The following is a 6,000-nucleotide window of genomic DNA, read 5'->3' on the forward strand; positions in this document are numbered from 1 at the left end:
GTTGCGATCGCAGATCTGCTCACCTTTAGAGGTGCTACTTAACACGGCGAATTCACGCTCAACCCTTACAGACATTATTCCTAGTGTTACAAGACTCAGATTGAGCGATTTGTGACGTGCCGATTCGCTTTGCGAAGCTCCGAAGGATCGCGGCAATGCAGTCTTGGATGTCAGCCGTTCAGAATACTCCTGACACTAAAGATTTGATTCACCCAGCCCTCAATCGGTTAGAGCAACTGCGCCGAACCGCTTCGGGTGCCGTGGTCAAAGCACGAGTCTTGATGGCTCAACCCCAGCTTACGATTGTCCCCTAACGCACAATAATCTATGCTGCCTTTACTAGAAGTTAATCCTAAAACTCAAAACCAGCGCGTCAACGGCTATGACGTGATGGATGAGGACGATCCGATTAAATATCGGCTAGCGGACGCAAGAGGTCCAGAAGATGTCGATCTCATCATCTGGGCAGCCTACCGCCAGATTTTCGCGGAGCATCTAATCCTACAAAGCTACCGTCAAAAGAATCTGGAATCGCAACTGAGAAATCGCGCCATTACGGTTGCTGATTTCATTCGCGGGCTTGGAAAATCGGATGTGTATCGTCGATTGGTCGCTGACACTAATTCTAATTATCGACTGGTTGACATCACGCTCAAGCGCTTCTTGGGTCGGTCATCCTATGGAAAAGATGAGCAGATTTCGCAATCGATCATCATTGCGACCAAGGGCTTGCATGGGTTTATCGATACGATCGTCGATAGCGACGAATACCGCGAAAACTTTGGTACAGATATCGTTCCGTTTCAACGGCGTCGGCTTGAGGGGCGTCCGTTTAACTTAGTGAATCCGCGCTATGGCGACTACTGGCGCAATCGCTTGATGTCACTGGATTTCGCGGGGCGTTCTTACTACCAAGTGCGGACTTATAGCGCGGGCGATCTCGACAAGAAAGTGATTCGCCAAGCGATTCCAGTCAACTTCTTAACAATGGCGCAAAGCTTGGCTACGCCTCAATTGGATTCGCAGCGTCACGTAGCACGGGCGACTTCCAGCGCGATCGCGGTTCCTGACATGAGCCACGCCGCCGAAACGCCAAAGCCAACGGTTCGCCGTCCCTCCGTCGCGTTGCCCTACCGCTACCTTCCCTCGACGAAGAAAGTGTGAATTTTAGGATGACGGATGAGGGACAAATTGCTACTCATACAGCACCAAATTTCTTCTTTCATCCTCATCCCTCCTTGCGTTAGCGTTGCCGAAAGGCGTCCCTCATTCCTTACCTCTTGTGCCTTATGCCTATTCCTCTACTTGAGTACAAACCGTCTTCGCAAAATCAGCGCGTCGAAGGTTACGAAGTTCCGAGTGAAGATACGCCCTATATCTATCGTCTAGAAGACTGCGCGGATCAAAGCGATATTACGGCTCTGATCTGGGCTGCCTATCGTCAGGTCTTTAGTGAGCATGTAATTCTCAAGAGCAATCGTCAGACCAATTTAGAGTCCCAGCTTACGAATCGGACGATTACCGTTCGCGATTTTGTTCGCGGCTTGGCGAAGTCCGAGACGTTTCGCCGATTGGTGATCGAAAAGAATTCTAATTACCGTTTGGTTGATCTGGCGCTGAAGCGATTGCTCGGTCGTGCCGCATACAACCAAGCAGAAGAAATCTCTTGGTCGATCAAGATCGCCACCTTGGGATGGGATAACTTTGTTGATGCGATCGTCGATAGTGAGGAATACTCACAGTCGTTTGGCGATAACACGGTTCCCTATCAGCGCCGTCGATATAACAATCGCCCGTTTAACCTCGTGACTCCGAGCTATGGTGACTACTGGCGCGATAAAGAAACCGAAGGTCGCTACAAGTGGGGTGATATCTCTAACTTCCGCGATATGGCGCGATCGGTGAGCGTGAATCCAGTGCAGTATCAGCCTGTGTCCACGGCCAACATTGCCATTCCTGATATGACGCGCGATCGCGTTGCCTCTGGAACGGCAGCCTCGATCAGTACTGGTTCTAATTTTCCGTTGCGCTAAGCGTAACGGTTGCGTCCTAGACGCGAGATAATAGTGTGACGTGGATTGTATACATCCATTCTCCAAAACAGACTTACCTTATTTATTACGGGGGAGATTCTGGCATGGCATTGCCCTTACTCGACTATAAGCCGACCACTCAAAACCACCGGGTCAAAAACTTCGGCAAGGCGGATCAAAACGAAGATACGCCCTATATCTACCGAATGGAAGACATCGGTTCTTCGACCGAAATGGAAGCGCTCATCTGGGCGTGCTATCGGCAAGTGTTTAGCGAACATGAAACCCTGAGATTTAACCGTCAGATCACGTCTGAGACTCGTTTGAGAAACGGCTCGATTACGGTTCGCGGATTCATTGCTGAATTGGCGAAGTCCAGCCGGTTCTACAGCACTGTTGTAGCAGTCAACAACAATTATCGCCTGGTGCAAATTTGCCTCAAGCGCTTTTTGGGTCGGGACTCTTATAACAAAGACGAAGAGATTGCTTGGTCAATTAAAATTGCGACCAAGGGTTTTGACGGCTTTGTCGATGCGTTGCTGAATGGCGAAGAATATACGGCAGCGTTTGGGGAGTACACGGTTCCCTATCAGCGTCGTCGGATGGAAGGTCGCCCGTTCAATCTGGTGACGCCTCGCTATGGCGAAGACTTCCGCGAAACGGCTGGAACGGTGAAGACCGATTGGCAGTTTGTGGTGAAAAACTTCTCTGCTAAGAAGTTCCAAGAGCGCCAGTTGGCAGAAGGCGATCCTCGTAAGTATCGCGATATGGCCGCTTCAGTGTCCAACAAGGGCAACTACGCTCAAAGTGTCTCGGCCTCTAGCATCGACTATCTGAACAAAGTGCCTCGTCGGAAATAACGAGACATCCTTATTCAGTTCAAACCTGGGTTTGATTTCTATTTATATTGCGTCGCGGAGTCATTCTGCGATCGCGATGTAAACAGAGATCAAACCCAAATTTTTTGATTAGATGGTGGAGTTACGTCAAGTAATCACTGTGGGAGTCTCCATTCCAGTAAGCGTGCGAATTTGTGCCACTTCGTCTGCGATCGCAATCAGGTCAGCCAGCGCCTGTTGCGGATCGAGATGCTGCTTCGACGCTTCAGCTTCATACTGTTCGAGATAAACTCGCAGCGTTGCACCTTGAGTCCCTGTTCCAGACAAGCGGAATACAATACGAGACCCATCGGTAAACCCAATGCGAATGCCTTGATTTTGACTCACGCTGCCGTCAATCGGATCGGTATAACTAAAGTCATCACTATAATCAACTTCTCGCGGGCCAAACCGTTTGCCTTTGAGCGTTGGCAGCTTGGCGTGGAGACCTGACATGAGAGTGGCTGCCCGATCGCTCTCTACTCCTTCATAGTCATAGCGCGAGTAATAATTTCGGCCATAGGTTTGCCAGTGTTCTTGCATTAACTGCTGCACAGACTGTTGCTTCACCGCTAAGATGTTGAGCCAAAACAGCACCGCCCACAGTCCATCTTTTTCCCGAATGTGGTTGGAGCTAGTGCCAAAGCTCTCTTCTCCACAGATCGTCGCTTGACCCGCATCGAGGAGATTTCCAAAGAATTTCCATCCCGTTGGCGTCTCAAAACACGGAATGCCCAATTGAGCCGCCACCCGATCCGCTGCCTGACTAGTTGGCATCGACCGAGCAATTCCTGCTAACCCGTCTCGATAACCCGGAGCCAACGTTGCATTGGCGGCTAATACAGCCAAACTATCACTCGGAGTGACGAAAAACTGTCGCCCTAAAATCATATTGCGATCGCCGTCGCCATCTGAAGCTGCCCCAAAATCAGGCGCATTCTCGCCAAACAGCACCTCTACAAGATCATGGGCATAGACCAAATTTGGATCAGGATGTCCTCCACCAAAATCTTCCAGTGGAACGCCGTTTTGCACCGTTCCCGCAGGTGCGCCTAAGCGTTGCTCAAACAGGGCGTGGGCATAAGGTCCGGTCACAGCGTGCATCGAATCCATGCACATCCGAAAGGCTCCGCTCGTCAGGAGATTACGGATGCGATCGAAATCGAACAATGCTTCCATCAACGAGGCATAATCGTTCACCGAATCGATAATCTCGACGACCATATCCCCCAGTTTAGATTCCCCTAGGGTGTCTATATCTACATCCGATGCCTCTAGAATTTTGTAATAGTCAATCTCCTTACTCCGTGCAAAGATCGCTTCTGTCACCTTTTCAGGTGCGGGTCCGCCATTACGAATGTTATATTTCACCCCAAAATCGCCATTTGGTCCGCCCGGATTATGACTGGCAGATAGAATAATACCGCCTAATGATTGCGATTGACGAATGACACACGACGTAGCAGGGGTCGAAAGAATTCCGCCCCGCCCGACTTTGACTCGTCCGAGCCCATTCGCGGCTGCCATCTTTAAGATAATTTGAATCGCTTGGCGGTTGTAGTATCGCCCATCGCCGCCAAGGACTATCGTTTGTCCCTTAATGGGTCCTTCAATGGTTTCGAGGCTGTCAAAAGTAGACTGAATGAAATTTTCGAGATAGTGGGGCTGCTGAAAAACAGTCACTAATTTGCGTAAGCCGGATGTGCCCGGCTTTTGATCTAAGAACGGCTTGGTCTTAATCGTTTCAACCTTCATTTCGCATCTTTATCCTGACGTTATGACTTGCACTTTCGATTCTTACGACACTTCGCTATTTAGACCCCACTCCTAATCACGGACAGGATAGCCAAAAGCCAAGTGTAGAAAAAGTACTCCAAGATAACTCTCCCACTTTTTTTCTAGCGTGGTAAAGCTAGTTGAACAAATTGCGCGTTTCAGAAAGGTGCTGATTGAGGGGCACAATACGTTAAGTTGTAAAACAATACGGGAAACTTTTTGATAAAAGCTCTAAAATTTCTGTATCAAGAAGTACAGAATGAGGTTTTTTATGAGAGTAGTCCCTTTAGGCTCTCAGCCGTCAGTTGCTCCAGTGGATGCATTCATTCCCCAAGCCGATCAATGGGTGCAATTGCGCGATCGCCTTTCCGAGTACAGCGACGATCAGGCGCTCCTGTTGTGTGAAGCAACCGATGATCGTTGGGTAGCCTGGATTCCCAATCATGGCGAAGCCTTACTGGAGCGTGACCAATTTCTGAAGTCGTAAGGGGTCGGGCGCTCTAGCTGAGGTAGAGGGTAGAGGCGCGATAGTTGAGCTGTGATGAAGTTCTCTACACAACTTCTCTACACAACGCCGAAAAGCTATCCTAATCTAGAAGATATCGCGACTGAGAAGAGCTGAGGGTTAGCTATGAGAGTATTTGCCTTAGTTACGTCTGTCCTACTCCTGCTGACCCTGCCTACCTCTGCTGCCCAATATGGGGGAAAGACGATCGATGGCAGAAGGCTCCCTGTCAAGGTCTATTCTTACGCCACGGGTGGAGTGTTTGATGCTGAGGTAGAGTTCAAACGAGATATTGCTACCCTTTACTTTATCGGCGGTAGTCAACTGCTGCTTCGGCTGAATCAGCCAACCATTCGCGATTCAAACAATATTTTAGGATATGGAAGAGTAGGGCAACTGCCGTTGGGCCGCTCGTTTAGTATTGGAATTCGTGGCGAAAATGGTTTAGACAGTGGTTTAAACACTGGTGCAACAGGCAGCTTTAATGTAGGAGGAGGAGCATTGAGTGATTTGTGGAAAATCATGTTGTCTCCTGAAGCTCTTCAATAGTTCTCTGACCATTGTTCCTTCCTAATTGCATTCTCCATTGTGCCTAAACTTCGGTTTCTTCAATAAATCGAGATTTAGGCACGTTGTTTTTGGTGTTTACGGACTTAATCTACACAACGGAAATCACGCCAGGGTTAAAGCTGGCGCGGCGACATTTAAAGAAGCTGAATGCTCCAATTTACAATTGTGCATCTCTACTAAGCGTTTCTATTAACCTGGCAACAATTGAAGTTGCATCTTGTTTGCGGCATAAGCGATG

7 protein-coding genes are annotated in these 6,000 nt (G+C 49.0%); 6 read left to right on the plus strand and 1 reads right to left on the minus strand.

Translation table 11 applies throughout. The annotated features are described in order from the left end of the window. The first annotated feature begins 116 nt into the window (after positions 1 to 116). From AC5JLB_RS26465 to cpcG4, 4 genes are all read left to right on the plus strand, one after another. A complete protein-coding gene (locus AC5JLB_RS26465) occupies positions 117 to 314 on the plus strand; it encodes a hypothetical protein (protein WP_495876818.1) in 198 nt (65 codons plus the stop codon). Between the two features lie 13 nt (positions 315 to 327). Continuing rightward, complete coding sequence (gene cpcG1 / locus AC5JLB_RS26470; protein ID WP_495876819.1) at positions 328 to 1,164, plus strand: phycobilisome rod-core linker protein CpcG1; 837 nt, start codon at positions 328 to 330, stop codon at positions 1,162 to 1,164. A gap of 125 nt (positions 1,165 to 1,289) precedes the next feature. Beyond that, entirely contained in the window at positions 1,290 to 2,033 is a 744-nt protein-coding gene (gene cpcG2 / locus AC5JLB_RS26475) for a phycobilisome rod-core linker protein CpcG2 (RefSeq protein WP_495876820.1), read from the plus strand. Positions 2,034 to 2,137: 104 nt separating this feature from the next. Next, entirely contained in the window at positions 2,138 to 2,893 is a 756-nt protein-coding gene (gene cpcG4 / locus AC5JLB_RS26480; RefSeq protein WP_495876821.1) for a phycobilisome rod-core linker protein CpcG4, read from the plus strand. Between the two features lie 126 nt (positions 2,894 to 3,019). Here cpcG4 and AC5JLB_RS26485 read toward each other — a convergent pair whose 3' ends face one another. Then, entirely contained in the window at positions 3,020 to 4,666 is a 1,647-nt protein-coding gene (locus tag AC5JLB_RS26485) for an alpha-D-glucose phosphate-specific phosphoglucomutase (protein WP_495876822.1), read from the minus strand. Between the two features lie 292 nt (positions 4,667 to 4,958). Here AC5JLB_RS26485 and AC5JLB_RS26490 point away from each other — a divergent pair, with 292 nt between their 5' ends. After that, positions 4,959 to 5,174 (plus strand): hypothetical protein, encoded by a 216-nt coding sequence (locus AC5JLB_RS26490; protein ID WP_495876823.1) that lies wholly within the window; start codon positions 4,959 to 4,961, stop codon positions 5,172 to 5,174. Between the two features lie 144 nt (positions 5,175 to 5,318). Then, positions 5,319 to 5,741: a hypothetical protein gene (locus AC5JLB_RS26495; protein WP_495876824.1), complete on the plus strand. Its 423-nt coding sequence runs from the start codon at positions 5,319 to 5,321 to the stop codon at positions 5,739 to 5,741. Positions 5,742 to 6,000 lie beyond the last annotated feature (259 nt).

The sequence above is a fragment of the Myxacorys chilensis genome, assembly GCF_059505265.1.